Annotated in this window: 16 protein-coding genes; 13 read left to right on the top strand and 3 right to left on the bottom strand. The window is 42.0% G+C overall.

Annotated elements, in window-relative coordinates; translation table 11 throughout:
- Positions 1-11 precede the first annotated feature (11 nt).
- Both ACXHJ1_RS24010 and ACXHJ1_RS24005 read right to left on the bottom strand, forming a co-directional pair.
- Complete coding sequence (locus tag ACXHJ1_RS24010) at positions 12-560, bottom strand: hypothetical protein (RefSeq protein ID WP_016820460.1); 549 nt, start codon at positions 558-560, stop codon at positions 12-14.
- A 443-nt stretch (positions 561-1,003) separates the two neighbouring features.
- Positions 1,004-1,774, bottom strand: coding sequence for an ANT(4')-I family aminoglycoside nucleotidyltransferase (locus ACXHJ1_RS24005; protein WP_164965367.1), 771 nt, complete (start codon positions 1,772-1,774; stop codon positions 1,004-1,006).
- A gap of 98 nt (positions 1,775-1,872) precedes the next feature.
- Here ACXHJ1_RS24005 and ACXHJ1_RS24000 point away from each other — a divergent pair, with 98 nt between their 5' ends.
- Complete coding sequence (locus tag ACXHJ1_RS24000) at positions 1,873-2,175, top strand: hypothetical protein (RefSeq protein ID WP_017426691.1); 303 nt, start codon at positions 1,873-1,875, stop codon at positions 2,173-2,175.
- A gap of 68 nt (positions 2,176-2,243) precedes the next feature.
- On the opposite strand, the gene infC is transcribed toward ACXHJ1_RS24000, so the two are convergent.
- A complete protein-coding gene (gene infC / locus ACXHJ1_RS23995) occupies positions 2,244-2,759 on the bottom strand; it encodes a translation initiation factor IF-3 (protein WP_019686800.1) in 516 nt (171 codons plus the stop codon).
- Positions 2,760-2,930: 171 nt separating this feature from the next.
- Between infC and ACXHJ1_RS23990 the strand changes: the two genes are divergently transcribed.
- The 12 genes from ACXHJ1_RS23990 (at position 2,931) to ACXHJ1_RS23935 (ending at position 14,587) form a co-directional block, all read left to right on the top strand.
- Positions 2,931-3,926, top strand: a complete 996-nt coding sequence (locus ACXHJ1_RS23990) for an ABC transporter substrate-binding protein (protein ID WP_107733903.1) — start codon at positions 2,931-2,933, stop codon at positions 3,924-3,926.
- Complete coding sequence (locus tag ACXHJ1_RS23985) at positions 3,923-5,971, top strand: iron ABC transporter permease (RefSeq protein ID WP_016820455.1); 2,049 nt, start codon at positions 3,923-3,925, stop codon at positions 5,969-5,971. Before ACXHJ1_RS23990 ends, ACXHJ1_RS23985 begins: the two co-directional genes overlap by 4 nt.
- 139 nt (positions 5,972-6,110) lie before the next feature.
- Positions 6,111-6,422 (top strand): ArsR/SmtB family transcription factor, encoded by a 312-nt coding sequence (locus ACXHJ1_RS23980; RefSeq protein ID WP_014599587.1) that lies wholly within the window; start codon positions 6,111-6,113, stop codon positions 6,420-6,422.
- A gap of 76 nt (positions 6,423-6,498) precedes the next feature.
- Complete coding sequence (locus ACXHJ1_RS23975) at positions 6,499-7,674, top strand: MFS transporter (protein ID WP_457905331.1); 1,176 nt, start codon at positions 6,499-6,501, stop codon at positions 7,672-7,674.
- 136 nt (positions 7,675-7,810) lie between these two features.
- Positions 7,811-8,335, top strand: a complete 525-nt coding sequence (locus ACXHJ1_RS23970) for a hypothetical protein (protein ID WP_107733901.1) — start codon at positions 7,811-7,813, stop codon at positions 8,333-8,335.
- Between the two features lie 45 nt (positions 8,336-8,380).
- Entirely contained in the window at positions 8,381-9,055 is a 675-nt protein-coding gene (locus ACXHJ1_RS23965; RefSeq protein ID WP_457905330.1) for a VOC family protein, read from the top strand.
- A gap of 94 nt (positions 9,056-9,149) precedes the next feature.
- Positions 9,150-9,605, top strand: a complete 456-nt coding sequence (locus ACXHJ1_RS23960; RefSeq protein WP_457905329.1) for an N-acetyltransferase family protein — start codon at positions 9,150-9,152, stop codon at positions 9,603-9,605.
- Positions 9,606-9,828: 223 nt separating this feature from the next.
- A complete protein-coding gene (locus ACXHJ1_RS23955; RefSeq protein ID WP_016820450.1) occupies positions 9,829-11,160 on the top strand; it encodes a helix-turn-helix domain-containing protein in 1,332 nt (443 codons plus the stop codon).
- The gene (locus ACXHJ1_RS23950; protein WP_258196274.1) at positions 11,150-11,275 is read left to right on the top strand and encodes a hypothetical protein; all 126 of its coding nucleotides are present in this window, start codon (positions 11,150-11,152) and stop codon (positions 11,273-11,275) included. The genes ACXHJ1_RS23955 and ACXHJ1_RS23950 overlap by 11 nt, the downstream gene beginning before the upstream one ends.
- A gap of 232 nt (positions 11,276-11,507) precedes the next feature.
- The gene (locus ACXHJ1_RS23945; RefSeq protein WP_107733898.1) at positions 11,508-12,884 is read left to right on the top strand and encodes a helix-turn-helix domain-containing protein; all 1,377 of its coding nucleotides are present in this window, start codon (positions 11,508-11,510) and stop codon (positions 12,882-12,884) included.
- A gap of 293 nt (positions 12,885-13,177) precedes the next feature.
- Positions 13,178-14,332, top strand: coding sequence for a WXG100 family type VII secretion target (locus ACXHJ1_RS23940; protein WP_457905328.1), 1,155 nt, complete (start codon positions 13,178-13,180; stop codon positions 14,330-14,332).
- A 12-nt stretch (positions 14,333-14,344) separates the two neighbouring features.
- Entirely contained in the window at positions 14,345-14,587 is a 243-nt protein-coding gene (locus ACXHJ1_RS23935; protein ID WP_025364491.1) for a DUF1871 family protein, read from the top strand.
- Positions 14,588-14,690 lie beyond the last annotated feature (103 nt).

Below are 14,690 nucleotides of genomic sequence, written 5' to 3'. Positions count from 1 at the left end.
ATGCATTACATTTACGATGTGATCTCATCAATCTCATTCATTTTAAAGGAGTACACTTGCTTCTCATCAACATGATACACACTCAGCAGGTTATTATCATGATCCAGGTTGAGTATGCGGCATGGAATGCTGCGCTGTCCGCCGTAGCGGTTCACGATTAACCGTACAAGCGTATTATCATGTATATAGCGTTTGATCCATTCGTACGTACTAAGGTCTTGTTGTATTGCAGGCTTTGGCTGTACGTGGGATTGTTTGATCTCTTGAATAACGGGTGTCTTGTTCGTAATTGCGGCTGATTTCTTTTTGGAGAATTTTTCCGCAAGCGTAGCGGCTGCATCAGACGGGCTATTAACGGCCGACTGTTTTTTTAGATACAATGCAGCTTCAATTAAATTACCAAGTTCGATACCGGATTGAATCCGACTATCCGCAATTTGTTCGTTTTGGCTCAAGAGATGAAGCAGGAACTGAAGGGCCTCTACGTTCGAACGACCTTTAACTAATACATCAACATTAAATAAATAACTGGTTTCGTCTTGATTTGATTCCTTTTTCATACATCCTCCAGCCCAAGCCCTGGGTAATTAGTCTTTTGTAGTACCTATCAATATATCATTAAAATGTAATCTGTCATAGGGCCTAGGGCCCTGTTGTTGGATATTAGCAAAAATAAGTTCTATATAAAGCCCTATGCGCTAAATTTTTTCTGAATCCACAGGAAATGTACATTTTAGCATGTGTGTACATGAATGAGGACTGTATATGAGAAGAATTAATAGAGCTAAAGTATGCATATACCGAGAATAAGTGAGGTGGGGAATGAAATCAAGTAATTTAAATTTTAAATATTTTACAAAAAAGTATAGCGTGGCATATCTTCATTAAGGATCTTTTTCCGCCGAGAAAAAAATTAAAATCCCCCTTAACGAAAGAGGGATTTGGCATATCGAAAACATGGTATATTATAGTAAGCAAAAAATAAAGTGGATGTTATATTCAATCAAAATGGGATTCGTTGTGATTGAATATGATAGTCATGTTCGACTGCCCAACTCACAAGACCACTCCAGAAATTTTCACAGACTGAAATGATCTTTGTTGGTTCCGCTAAATCTCCGGACATAACCAACTTAACCAGATGATCAAATCCCTCTGGACGATCCGGCAGTTCGAGTGCTTCTGGTAGAACCATTGAGCCCGTTGAGAAAAGCTTCTGATTGTGTAACCCAACTAACATAGCTCCATATTGGGCAAACTGCATGATCAAGTACGGCAAGTAGGTACGAGGGCCATTTATACTGACATTTCTAAGCTTTCCAATAAACTCATACATTTCACCTACAAGCACTTCGTTGATTGCATGCCTGAAATCTTCCTTTGTTGGGGATTCGGCAGCTTCCTTTAATATGGAAAAAAAGTCTTTAGGATCATACAGACGAAGTGGGGAAAAGAAAGGTCCATGTGTCAACGGCCACGTACCCTCAACAGTAGAGGCGGTTTTCAGAAGAATGTCTGAACTACAGACGTTCACCTCGGCTTTCCAAGGACCCGCCGACCATTCATGGCTAAAATCTACGGGAGCGTTGGATTCACTTAGTACACAAAACATTTCAATATCTGAGAAAGGGCCGTCCGTACCTTTGGCAACAGATCCATAGACCCCTATAGCTAGAATTTTGTCTTTGTATACTTCATGTAACCTAGCAGCTATTTCATGGCACGTCTGAAGCCTCTCATTTCGGGAAATGTGGACAGGTCCATTCATGTTCATTTGTGATTCTCCCTCCGTTTTTAGCAAGCATGGTATGGAGTGCTGTGGGGAAATAGCGACAAGTGAAAACATCTATTTTATCAGTAGTGTGGTGACTTATGAAGCCCTTTGTTAAGAGAACTAAAAACATTACGGTCAATAATTTTATTTTTCATTGTGTGATTAATGAAATGCCTAGCAGAGATTTTGTCAGTCTTAGAATATACTCTTCCAAAACTTCATTTTTTGAAGTGAGCTTTTCATGGAAGGGGAACTGGTCCATCAACCTTCATAAACCCAATACTTGTGCCCGTATCATTAAATATGCTATAGCACTCGGTTGGGATTACAGCCAAGAAAAGAAACAGATGAAAATGGATCAGGCTGATTTTCTTATAGCCGAACTAGGCTTAGAGGACTAAGGTGAAGTGTTTGATTGTACCAACTAAGAGACTTGTCCAATCTACTGATTCGCCATTTGATTCGCCATTCAGCGAGGGTTTAATTTCACCTGTGAGCCCTTGCCGCCCGTCTGGATTCCAGTTTCCTTTACACCGACTTCCTTCAGATCGCCCAGTAGACGCTCCAGCACCGCTTTGGCGACAGGTGCTTCTTTTGCGCCTGAGGCCTTAACGACCAACTGTACCGGTTTACCGGAACGCAGTTGTTTGTCCGCCTGACGCAGCTTCGTGTCGTAATCATGCTCCTCAATGTGAGCGGTGAAGCGAAGCTCCTTGACCTTTTCTTTACCATGGTTTCCTGCGGCTTGGCCGTTATTTGTTTTGCTTGCTGCGGCTTTTTTTTGCACAAGCGCTTTTCCTTTGCCCTTTGCAACCAAGCTGCACGGTGGCGGACTACTCATCAGTGAGGTGCAGACCAGGTCCACTCCCTTGGATCGGGCCATAGCCAAGGCTTCTGACTTGGAAACAACGCCGAGCTTCTCCCCCGAGAGTCCGGTGAGCACCACCTCGTCAGCTTTAATTTGCTCGTTAATTAATACTGCCACTTCAATGTAGCCTCCCTTAAACAATGATAAAACTATCATATACGGAACCTATGTGCGATTCAATTGAACTTCGATATATCCTTATTGACAAAAATCACTAACCCCTATACTCTTTTACTGATAATGATTATCATTTTCCGATGCATATACATACAGGGGTGATTGAGAGAAATGAAAAAGATGTGGAATGGCCTATTGTTATTTGTAGTTTTTGCGATTGTATTGGCAGGCTGCGGTTCGGCTGGGAATAGCTCGAAGACGGAAGGGGCTACAGGGTCTGAGCAGACATCTACAGCGGCTGGTCCGGTTACGGTTAAGGACGACCATGGGGAAGTCAAGCTGGACAAGCCAGCGGAACGTGTCGTTGTACTCGAATGGACGTTTACCGAGGATCTGATTGCACTTGGCGTACAGCCGGTCGGGAATGCGGACAATGCCAACTATAAGCTGTGGGTGACACCAGAGGCGAAGCTGGCTGATACTGTAACGGATATCGGTACACGGGGCGAACCCAATCTCGAAGCGATTGCGGCGCTCAAGCCGGATCTTATTATCTCTAACGCCGATAACAATGCAGCGATCTATGCACAGCTTAAGGGAATTGCACCGACGATAGAGTTTGATCCTTACAAGGGGAACGGCTATGATTACGACCGTATGGTCGAGATTTTCAAGCAAATCGCGGTGGCTACCGGTAAAACGGAACAGGCTGATAAAGTCTTAAGCGAACTTGACCAGCACTATGTAGAGGCAAAGGCAACATTGGAGAAGGCGGGCAAAGCAGACTTTCACTATGCGCTGACACAGGCCTTTACAGCTCAAAATGCTGCCAGTCTGCGAATGTTCAAGGATAATTCAGTTGTAGCGGGTACGCTTGCGAGAATCGGCATGGTGAACGACTGGAAGTCGGACCAGACTGAGAAGTACGGATTTAGTACCGTAGGCATCGAAGCTCTTCCAGCTGTACAGGATAGTAATTTTATCTACATTACGCAAAAGACGGACGATATATTTGGCACCGCCATGAAGAACAACACGGTATGGAACGGACTGAACTTTGTTAAAGAAAAACGCACCTACCCGCTGGACGGTACAACATGGACTTTCGGCGGTCCAATTTCGTCCAAAGTACTGGTTGATCAAGTAGTCGGAGCTCTGACGAAATGACCCGAACGGACACAACGGGATTATCGAAGACTTGGCGTATAGGAAGCATCTTTGGGGGCGGCTTGATCGTCCTCATCGTGCTTTTTTTTGTAAGCTTGTGTTATGGGGAGGCTTCGATCCCGCTCCATACAGTCATCGAGGCGTTGACCCAGCGTCAGAATACGCTTGAGCATAACATGGTTTGGGATCTTCGGATGCCGCGTACGGTCATTGGAATTCTGGCTGGCGGTGCGCTGGCCATCGCGGGTGCTTTGCTTCAGGCCATCACCAAAAATCCACTGGCAGCTTCTGATACCCTAGGGATAAACGCGGGTGCCTACTTTGTGGTCGTACTGGGTGCGGTGATGTTTCCCGGATTGCTGCACCAGGCGCCATTTCTATTTGCTGCCGCTGGCGGTCTGTTGGCAGCGGTGCTGGCTTACTTTATGGGCGGGGGAAGAGCGGGAACTCCGATTCGGTTGGCGCTTGCCGGCTTGATCGTATCCATGGTTCTTGGTTCGTTTACCGGAGCACTGCATATTTTTTATTCATTTGAAACACAGGGGCTGTTTCTCTGGGGTTCGGGCTCACTGGTGCAAAATGATTGGAGTGGGACGACTTACGCTTGGCCTTGGGTCGTAGGACTCTCGGTCATTGCTGTTATGCTGTCAAGGCAGTTTGATGTGCTGGATCTGGATGAGTCCACATCCACATCCCTTGGACAAAAGGTTAGCTTAACACGGGCGGTGGGTATTGTATTGGCGGTTCTGCTGTCGACCATTACAGTCAGCGTCATTGGTCCCATCGGATTTGTAGGTTTGGTGGCTCCGCATTTGGTGCGCCTAAGCGGGTTGAAAATGCATCGTTGGGTGCTACCCGGTTCCTTCCTCTGGGGGGCACTGCTGTTGATCGGCGCAGACGTGCTGGCGAAAATGATTCACAAATCAAGCATGGATCTGCCGACCGGAGCGGTCATGGCCTTGATTGGGGCACCTTGGTTGATTTGGCTGATTTTGCGGAAAATGAAGCTGCCATCCGGTATCGGCGGACAGTCTTCCATGAACATAGGTGTGCGCTCTCGGAAATTACCTTTTGGCAGACTGGCTACAATATTTGCGTGCTGTGCCGTGTTGCTAACGGTATTCAGCCTGATGTTTGGAGGAATGCGAATTCCAGTGGGGGATCTGCTATCCGGCCTGTTTGGCGGGGAGAGTGCGAATTCGGCTTTGCTTCAATTTAGAATACCACGTACGCTGGTGGCGGCCGGGGCTGGTATCGCGCTTGCGGTCAGCGGCGTCTTGATCCAACTAGCGGTTCGTAATCCTTTGGCGGATGCCTCGATCATTGGAGTTTCGTCAGGGGCTGGTTTCGGTGCGCTTGCAGTGATTATCGTGTGGCCTGGGCTGCCTATTTATATGCTGCCCATCGCGGCGATTGCTGGAGCGACAGTGTCGGCAGCGGTGATCTTCTTTTTATCGTGGAACAAGCACCTAAATCCGTCAGTGGTCATCCTGCTTGGGATTGCCGTATCTGCCATCGGATCAGCCGGTATTCAGGTGTTGATCATCCAAGGTTCGCTCTGGGGTAGCACAGGCTATATCTGGCTGACTGGTAGCACCTACGCTCGAAACTGGGGGCAGGTGGCAACCATTCTGGCCTTTCTACTCGTGTTGTTGCCAGTAGCATGGTGGCTGGCTCGCCGTTTCGATCTTTTGGTATTTGACGATAGCAGCGCTATGGGACTGGGGCTTCCGGTGCGCCGCACCCGGCTGTGGGCGATGGTAGTAGGTGTGCTGCTGGCGGGTGGAGCAGTAGCCTGTGTGGGTACAATCGGTTTCATTGGGCTGATTGCTCCGCATATCGTGCGTACGTTGATCGGGCACCATGTACGCCGTTCCATTGTTCTGTCTAGCATCTTGGGAGCGGTCATGCTGGTGCTGGCGGATACGATTGGACGGACCGTGCTTGCGCCGACCGAAATTCCTTCTGGATTGCTGATTGCACTAATCGGTGCACCGTATTTTCTGTACTTGATGTACCGCTCGAATAAGAGTAAATCTGTGTAGTTGAGATGACACGAACAGGCTGTTTCCAAGCGGATTCTCCGTGAGGAAGCAGCCTTTATTATTTTTTTCTATGCAATCATCTGAGGAATCATCTGAATTAAATATTTACAAATCTAATAAAGTAGATATAATGTGAAGTATGGAACCGTCATTGATTTATAAAGCTTTGTCGAACGAGACTCGTCGTCTGATTATGCAGTGGTTAAAAAAACCAGAAGATTATTTTGATGAGCAGGCTTATTTAAAGCAAGGGCTCAATTTTCAAATTGGTGTATGTGTGGGAGATATTCAGGCCAAATCGGGACTTGCACAGTCTGTAATCTCAAGTTATTTATTAACGATGCAAAAATCCGGTTTGTTAGAGTCTGAGCGAGTAGGAAAGTGGACGTACTACCGTCGGAATGAAAAAACAATACAGGAATTTGCCGAGTACATCCAAAAAGAACTATAAACAGAAAGGAGTTTTTTTTTCACATAACATATCTATAAATCTATATATATAATTAATTGGAGGCTTATACTTAAATATGAAAAAGGTTAACCCGTTACTTATTATCATTCTAGCTTTGGGCGTGTTCGGCATTATTACAACGGAAATGGGGATTATAGGCGTTCTTCCCCAAGTCACTCAAAAATTCAATATATCAGCTTCCCAAGCTGGTTGGCTCGTCAGTATATTTTCTTTCGTTGTTGCGATTTCAGGACCGTTTTTGACCTTACTCGTTTCTGGCATGAATCGTAAAGTTATTCTATTAATATCAGTATTCAGTTTTGTTATTTCAAATCTTGTCTATGCCTATACTACTCATTTTGAGGTCATGCTCATTTTTCGTGTTCTTCCTGCAATATTTCATCCTGTCTTTTTTTCAGTTGCCCTCGTGACCGCATCTAATCTTGTTCCCCCTGAAAAGAGCAGTAAAGCCGTCACCAAGGTTTTCGCCGGAATCACGGTGGGATTTGCTTTTGGCGTACCCTTGACTTCTTATCTTGCTGAGAAAATAGCGTTAGAAGCTGCTTTCTGGTTTGGAGCTGTCGTAAGCATGATTGCATTTGTAGGAATCCTCATATGGCTTCCTTCTCTACCTGTTCAGGAAAAAATGTCTTATGGCAAACAGCTAAGTGTATTACGCAAGCCTCAATTATGGTTCAATATTATGTCAGTTATTTTTATCTTTGCAGCTATGTTTTCAGTGTATAGCTATTTTGCTGAATATCTTGGAGAAATAACCCGTATGAACGGGTCATGGATCAGTATGATGCTGATGGTCTTTGGAATCGTTATGATTTTTGGGAACTTTTTATTTGGGGGATTACTACATAAAAATCTGACAAAGACTGTCATCACGTTCCCGTTGCTATATATGGTCATTTACGTACTCACTTATGCTCTGGGTACTTCTTTCCTACTGATGATTGTGGTTGTGCTCATTTGGGGAGCTGTACATTCCGGAGGGCTAATTATTAGCCAAGCATGGTTAACCACTGAAGCGAAAGAAGCTCCAGAGTTCGGTAATAGCCTATTTGTCTCATTTTCTAATCTCGGTATTACGATAGGGGCTGCTATGGGTGGGTGGTTTATCTCTCCCTTGGGAATACACCAGCTCATCTGGAGCGGAATGATGTTTGCACTGCTAGCATTTTTATTGATTATCATAAAAATAAAAATGTTCAAATCAAATGCAACGGAAGTCAACGTGCGTTAAAATATGGAGAGGCAAACGGGATCTTGGCGTTGCTTATCTGGGGAGTGGTATCCTTAATTAAGCGCTTTCGTTAATCGTAATGAAGGAGTAGACATCTCTATGTGTTGAAATTACATTATTTATGGGGAGGAATCTGATGGATATTCGAATGTATCACGATCTGGAGGCTCAATTGGAAGAAGTGATTTGGGCTCTTGGAGAGGAAGCAACTCTTACACTCCCCATAGATAGCGGTATGGCCGAGGAAAAGGCACAGAAGGCTTGGGATCTAATCCCTGAGCCAAAGCATACATGGGGCATTACAGGTGTAACCTTGCATCAGTATGTTCAAATACTCAACTATAACAGTCATATGGAGCGATCAGTAGAGCTTTTAAATGACGAAATTTTAGATTTGGAAGGTTCAGGGTACCGAATTATACATGCAGAGCCTTACATTTTAATGGCGGAAACGCTTCTTCTTCAGTGCAAGCCCCTATTAGCTCATGAATATCTCAAGAAAGCATACTCGATTGGGAGTGCACGGGCATTTCGGGATCAGCCCAAGCTTTATTTCGAAATGGCGAAAAGTAAAGCTCTGGATGAACAGGATATATTACATCGGTTTAAATCGTTGGATGTGAATGCCAAACTTTTGAGCGAATTAAAAGATAGCCAATAACCAATGTTATGGGCTTATCTTTTACATTTGAGGAGGACGATTGCTTTGAAATTAAAAGAAGTGTTCTTAGGTACACACAGCTTCGAAGCGATGAAGATTTTTTACGGTTCTCTCCTGGATTTGCAGGTTGTAGAGGAGGGACCTTCGCGGTTGTCGTTTCAAGTAGGTGAATCGGTGCTTGCTTTTCAGGAATCCTCCCATATGGAAAATGAATTTTACCATATTGCCTTTACGATTCCAACAAATAAATTTATAGAAGCCAAACAGTGGGCTATCAACCGAGGAATTTCGTTGATTTCAAGGCACCAAGAAGATGAGTTTTTTTTCGAAAACTGGAATGCAACCGCGTTTTACTTCTATGATCCGGATCAAAACCTCGTTGAATTCATTGCTCACCATACACTTGATAATGCAGTCGCTGAAGCTCTCGGATCTCACTCGATACTTCGTATAAGCGAGATTGGTCTTCCGGTCGATGATGTCCCAGAGGGTTCTAGAATAATTACCGAAACGTTCCAACTTAATTCATGGGGAGGGGCTGGACAGAAATTTGTACCGCTAGGGGATGTGGAAGGTTCCTTTATTGTTACAGACAAGCAACGTCCCTGGTTTCCTGATGATAGGCTTCCGACCGTGTTCAGCATCCGTGTCTTGTTTGAAGGTATATGCTCTGCCCGTCTTTCGCTTCATAATGGGTCGTATGAATTGAGATCAACCTGAGTTAAGGCTTCATCTCATCGCCACCACCCTGGATTTCTAGAATAGATCAATAAGAGGAAAATCCGGGGATTACCATACATATAGGAGAGAATAGATGAATATTAGATTGCTAAATTCAAATGAAAATTATCCGTTAGAGCTCTTGTTACTAGCTGATCCTTCGCGCAAACTTGTTGAGGAATATTTGAAAAGAGGGCAGTGTTATGTAGCAGAAATTGACCATCAAATTGTGGGAGTCTATGTTCTTTTACCTACAAGACCTGAAACAATTGAGGTGGTGAATATTGCAGTATCGGAAGTCATGCATGGTAAGGGGATTGGCAGACAATTAATGACACATGCGATTGAAACAGCCCGGATACAAGGCTATAAAACATTAGAAATTGGTACAGGAAACTCTAGCATTGGACAGTTAGCTCTCTACCAAAAATGTGGTTTCAGAATTGTAGGTGTAGATCTAGATTTCTTTGTCAGACATAACTATGTAGAAGAAATTTATGAGAATGGCATACAGTGTAGAGATATGATTCGTATGTCTCAGGATTTGTAGAGCTTAATTTTCTTTGCAAACCCTTCAAAGGTATCTTAAGTAAGGTTCTGAAAGGTATATGATATTGTTCCAAAAGATGGTACAATGAATTGCGGAAAGGCTATACAATCATTGGATTGCAATAGTCCTTTTTTAATGAGCTGATATCCTACTAAGTTCCTGACAAGGGGTGGTTACTTTGTACAACACAACAACCACGATACTCACAGAGATAGCAAAACATATGAGAGATCATGATTTAATCCTAAGTGATTTAGCTAGAGCAGCCGAAATGAATCCGGGCACCATGAGCAGTATTATTAATGGGAACCGCACACTTTCAGTCGATCAGTTAGACCGAATTACACAAGCGATGGGCTATCCCGTTGGTTATTACTATGAACGCTACGTGTCTGAGTATTTAGCAGAGGCTAATCCGAATTGGCGTCGAATGAGTCCTTTTATACATAATTGTGCGAGACTCAATAAATTGGACTGCATTCATGATGTGGTTAATTTATTGATGGATAAGTTAGGCTATTCAGAATCTTTATTTGAGCTTGCCGAAGAATTATTTCATGAAAAAATGTATCAAGCGGCAACCATACTTTATGAAAATGTGGCTATAAGTGAAAAAAAGCAATATTCGGAACGTCTGGCTATGTGTCAGTACCGTTTGTTCCATACTAGGCAAGGAGATAATCAAGAGAAAAACTATGAAGCAGCCGTTCAATTTGAAATATACGTTGATCGACTAGATGAGATAGAACAGTTAGATGCATTAAAAGATCTGGCGAATACATACCGTTCGTTACGAAAATGGGACAAAGTAGAATTATTCGCTAAAGCTCTGGGAGACAAGGCAAAAATTCAATATAAACTGGAGCAAGAACGCCATCCATCCAAAAAAGAAAATGCAAAGAAACCAAGCTTTCCTCTGTTTGCTTATTGGGCTTTTTCTCATTTACTTCGTGCACAAGCATATGACGAGAGGAAAGACTATGAAAAGGGACTTCATCATATCAAAAAATATGCAGATTTAAGCTGGGTTTTGGATACAGATGAAGAAACATTGAAATGGAAAAATAAATATGAGGATTGGGCGGTAGTAAATACTTATGTAAATAAGCTTCTTTCAGGCGAAGAGAGCGTACTTCCCGAGTATGTAGCTTATATTTCTTCAAGGAAAGATGAGGTTCTTCCCGCACTTGATAATATCCTGGAGGCGGCTAATCGATACCAATTTGATGTAGATGATATTTTAGAGCAATTCAAGGAGGACATTTCATCTTATTTAGAACAACAAAAAATCGAAGGCTTTTATACTCAAAGATTCATAACAGAGCGTTTTATACATTTTTCTAAGGAATTATCAGTCTACTTTTTGACTAAAGGAAGATTCTCTGATGGTTTTAAATTTTTATTAAGTTGTTTGGAAAAATCTACATTAATCAATAATAAATCATATATAATTAAATGTATGAGGCTTTTTGAGTCTTATCAAGAGCATTCATCATTTGAGACGAAGACAGCTTACAGAAATTTGATTAATGAGGTGGATCAAGATGAAGCGTAAAATAATTCTGACCTTTTTAGCAACCAGCTTTATGTTAGTAGCGATAGTTACTGCCCCTTTACTTTTTCATGATCAAGAATATGGCTATCAACCGAGTCACCATGGCGAAATGTAATCATTCTTAACAGGAAAAAGATGCATGATATTTAAAGCACTTAAAAGGTACAGAGTATAAACCAAATGGATAAGGGAACAGGTTAGATGGAGTTATCCGTCTAGCCTTTTTATTGCGTGTTTTGCGGTATATAAGCAATATGAGAAAATCTCCTTTTGAGAAATATATGTAAAAAGTGCAAAAATGTATTATGTATTGTATGCCGAGTTTACGTTGAAAGGGTGGTTTATCTATGGAGATCATACCTACGATTAGAGCAGAAGTTCAAACCTATCTGATACGGAAAAGTTTAACCATGACCGAGTTTGGTCACATGATTGATTTGAATGTAGGTACAGTTAGCGGCATTGTGACGGGCAACCGATCTATTTCTGTTCACCAGCTAGATCGCATCACTATGGGAATGAATTTACCACCGGATTATTTTTATGAACGTTATATTGATGAATGTATTGAAGAAGAACCGCTCAACTGGCGAAGGATTAGTCCTTTTTTGTACCGTTGTGTGGAGTTAGGGCGACTTGATTGCTTGCGAAGAGTTGTAGGTATGTTGCTAGATAATCCTATTTATCTTCCTTCACTTTTTGAAGTAGCCGAGGATTCTTATAAAAAAGGTTTTACTGAAGCAGCGGCATTCCTTTATGAAAATGTGGCAGAAGGGGAAAAGTATCAATATTCAGAACGATTGGCCGTTTGCCAATATCGATTGTTTACAATTCGTATTGGAGACGATCAAGAGAAAAACTATGATGCAGCAGTTCAATTTGAACCTTACGTTGAACGGTTAGATGAGATAGATCAGTTAGAGGCATTAAAAGACTTGGCGAATACATACCGCTCGTTACGAAAATGGGACAAATTAGAATTATTCGCTAAAGCACTTGGAGATAAGGCTAAGATTCAATACAATTTGGAACAAAAAAAACGGCATCATATGAATAAAGACAATTCGAAGAAACCCAAATTTCCTTTGTTTGCGTATTGGGCATTCTCGCATTTGCTTCGGGCAGAAGCTTGTGAAGGAAGGAAAGACTATGAGCAAGCACTTCAGCACACTTATGCTTATTCCGATTTGAGTTGGGTCAATGCTACTGATGAAACTACTTTGAAATGGAAAAAAAAGTATGAAGACTGGGCGGTAGTAAATACGTACTTAAATAAGCTTCTTTCTGGTGATAAGAGCGTTCTACCTGATTATGTAGCTTATATTTCTTCAAGAAAAGATGAGATTCTTCCCGCACTTGATAATATTCTTGAGGCAGCTAACCGATACCATTTTGATGTAGATAATATTTTAAATCAATTCGAAGAAGAAATCATCTCCTTTCTGGAGCAGAAAAAAGTTGAAGGATTGTATACTCAACGATTCACAACAGAGCGATACACTCATTTCTCAAGGGAATTGGCGATCTATCTTTTGCGTAAGGGGAGGTTTTCGGAAGGATTCACATTTTTGTTCAGCTGTTTGGAAAAGTCTGCTGAAGCTAATAATAGAATACAAGCAATCAGATGTATGAGGTTGTTTACACATTTTAAAGAACATGCATCTGCTAACACGAAGGCAGTCTATGGAGAACTGATTAAAGCAGTTAATGAAGATGAAGAATAAGCTGATCCCACCATTCCAATTGCAAATAAAATGCTTTTAAATTCAAAACTACACCTGACATTGATTCCTGAGTTACAGGGTATGGTTGTTCGAGATTTGAAAGCTAACAGTGCTGCTCATTGATTCAAATAACTTATAACAAGGGAGTGTGATACTTAAGACATAATAGAATTGTTTATTTCAGTTCAAACGTCATATGGATTAAAAGGAAATAACAGGATAGTAGATGGATTTTCCTAAATCACCCCTTCTGATAAGATTATTTCCATCAAAATTAAAGTGGGCGTGGTAGAATGGGGAGAATTTTAGTTCCACCTGACAAATTGATGGAAGTGGCTGATCAGTTCTTACACGGAAAGCATGAAATGGAACGTATGCTGAATTCTTTGAGCGGACAAATTGATTTTGTGCAACAAGGCTGGTCAGGGGCTACCCGAGAAAGATTTTTTCAGGAATTTCAGGTTTCTCGACAATCCATGAGTGTAACGCTTGAACGACTTTCTACGGTTGCACAAGAACTCATCTTTATTTCAAATAACTTCACACAGGTAGACGGGGAAAAAGTCGTATTAGATGTGCCAGGGAATGGTGTACCTATCAAAATAGCATCCAGCGGTGAAGGTTGGTTACATAAAATTTTTGAACAGATTGGAAAAGCGGAGATCACCAAGGCCGAAGCCCAACTGGAAGCTAGCAAGCTACAAGGAGAAATTTTCTGGGATACTGCACAGGGAGCAAAAGGTGCTATTCAAGAAGATTTAACCTTAGGGATACTGCCTGATAAAGAACGGGATTATGATCATCCCATGGCAGCTAAAGTAGGCGAAATTCTCGGTCACGTAGCTACGACATTGCAGGGCGCCGGTGAGGTAGTAGCTGGACTAGGTGGAGAAGGATTATCAGTTGCAGTTTCATCTACAGGTGTAGGGAGTATCGTTGGAGTACCAGGATTAATTGGATCTGCAGCTTTGGCAGCGCATGGAAGTACCACCGCATTTAAAGGTGCAAGTGGAATAGGGAAAAGCTCAGCGGAATTGTGGCAGATGGCGAAAGGAGAAGGTGGAGGCTCATCAAAATCTACCCCTTCTTCGGGAGCTAAGGCAGAAAGTGTACCTCATACACAAGGAAACGGTGAAACTGCACAGATTGGTGACACTTTTGGCAAGTCAGGGACATTAGTTGAAAATCCGGGGACACAAATAGATTGGTCTAATTCTTCTAATCATGCTTTAGAAAGAATGCAGGAGCGAGGCGTAACCAAAGAAATGGCAGATTCTTGGGTGGAGAATGGGAAGACCCTTTCCCAGAATAATGGTAGTAAGCATTTGTTTTTTTCAAAAGAAGGTGCTGCTGTAGTTGCTAACGATGGGACACTTGTTACAGTTATTCCTAAGAGTAAGTATGATGATGCATATAAAGCACTATCAAAATCGTTATTTGGAGAGTAGGAGTGTATAGAAATGAACGATGATATCGTACAAATGATTAATGAATGGAACCCCGTCGAAATATATCCTCTATTAGAAGATGAATATTATTCAGAAATACGTAGAATCCATGAAAAAAGTAAGGAAACAAACTCTGTTGAAGAATTAGCAGAGCAGATTCATTCGGTATTCGTTCAATCTTTTAAAAAGGAATTCGATAAAAGTATTGAAGAATGTCGGTTAATCGCTGAAAAGATAATTAATGTTACAAAATAATTTATTTTTGAGCTTTCTCCCTTAACAATAAAATAAAGTAGGCTTTTTTTGCATAATTGGTCAATCAAAAATAGAGGACACGAGTTTTTGAATACAGCAAACA

The sequence above is a fragment of the Paenibacillus sp. ALE2 genome (genome assembly GCF_054113385.1).
Note: the sequence above shows the minus strand (reverse complement) of the source record. Positions and strands in the feature narration are given on the sequence as shown.

Excerpts from the sequence above, each read along its gene's own strand:
- ACXHJ1_RS23990 (WP_107733903.1), top strand. The coding sequence starts at position 2,931 with ATGAAAAAGATGTGGAATGGCCTATTGTTATTTGTAGTTTTTGCGATT.
- ACXHJ1_RS23945 (WP_107733898.1), top strand. The coding sequence starts at position 11,508 with ATGGAGATCATACCTACGATTAGAGCAGAAGTTCAAACCTATCTGATA.
- ACXHJ1_RS23950 (WP_258196274.1), top strand. The coding sequence starts at position 11,150 with ATGAAGCGTAAAATAATTCTGACCTTTTTAGCAACCAGCTTTATGTTA.
- ACXHJ1_RS24005 (WP_164965367.1), bottom strand. The coding sequence starts at position 1,774 with ATGAACATGAATGGACCTGTCCACATTTCCCGAAATGAGAGGCTTCAG.
- ACXHJ1_RS24010 (WP_016820460.1), bottom strand. The coding sequence starts at position 560 with ATGAAAAAGGAATCAAATCAAGACGAAACCAGTTATTTATTTAATGTT.
- ACXHJ1_RS23935 (WP_025364491.1), top strand. The coding sequence starts at position 14,345 with ATGAACGATGATATCGTACAAATGATTAATGAATGGAACCCCGTCGAA.
- ACXHJ1_RS23980 (WP_014599587.1), top strand. The coding sequence starts at position 6,111 with ATGGAACCGTCATTGATTTATAAAGCTTTGTCGAACGAGACTCGTCGT.
- ACXHJ1_RS23960 (WP_457905329.1), top strand. The coding sequence starts at position 9,150 with ATGAATATTAGATTGCTAAATTCAAATGAAAATTATCCGTTAGAGCTC.
- ACXHJ1_RS23940 (WP_457905328.1), top strand. The coding sequence starts at position 13,178 with ATGGGGAGAATTTTAGTTCCACCTGACAAATTGATGGAAGTGGCTGAT.
- ACXHJ1_RS23970 (WP_107733901.1), top strand. The coding sequence starts at position 7,811 with ATGGATATTCGAATGTATCACGATCTGGAGGCTCAATTGGAAGAAGTG.
- ACXHJ1_RS23985 (WP_016820455.1), top strand. The coding sequence starts at position 3,923 with ATGACCCGAACGGACACAACGGGATTATCGAAGACTTGGCGTATAGGA.
- ACXHJ1_RS24000 (WP_017426691.1), top strand. The coding sequence starts at position 1,873 with ATGAAGCCCTTTGTTAAGAGAACTAAAAACATTACGGTCAATAATTTT.
- ACXHJ1_RS23975 (WP_457905331.1), top strand. The coding sequence starts at position 6,499 with ATGAAAAAGGTTAACCCGTTACTTATTATCATTCTAGCTTTGGGCGTG.
- ACXHJ1_RS23955 (WP_016820450.1), top strand. The coding sequence starts at position 9,829 with ATGAGAGATCATGATTTAATCCTAAGTGATTTAGCTAGAGCAGCCGAA.